The organism is Streptomyces sp. BE303, from assembly GCF_036290945.1.
Classification (GTDB): Bacteria; Actinomycetota; Actinomycetes; order Streptomycetales; family Streptomycetaceae; genus Kitasatospora.
On sequence record NZ_JAQYWZ010000860.1, the window covers coordinates 1 to 306 of the forward strand.

The following is a 306-nucleotide window of genomic DNA, read 5'->3' on the forward strand; positions in this document are numbered from 1 at the left end:
GGCACAGCCCCCGGCCGGATTCGGTGTCTTCCTCAGCCAGAACGAGGACGGCACCGCCGACATCTTCACCGGTGGCCGCAAGCTCCGCGTGAACGTCAGCCCCAACGTCGAGCTCGACGAGCTGCGGCGCGGCCAGGAAGAGATGCTCCACGAGGACCTCAACATAGTGGACGCGATGGCCTTCGAGAGCATCGGCGACCTGGTCACCCTCAAGGAGGTCCTGGAGGACGGCGAGCGGGCCCTGGTCGTCGGCCACACCGACGAGGAGCGGGTGGTGCGCCTGGCCGAACCGCTGCGCGAGATCAC

The 306-nt window shown here is 68.3% G+C and carries 1 pseudogene; it reads left to right on the forward strand.

Annotation, left to right across the window (positions count from 1 at the left end):
* Window positions 1-306, forward strand: a pseudogene (locus PUR56_RS30660) (proteasome ATPase); the annotation flags it as partial.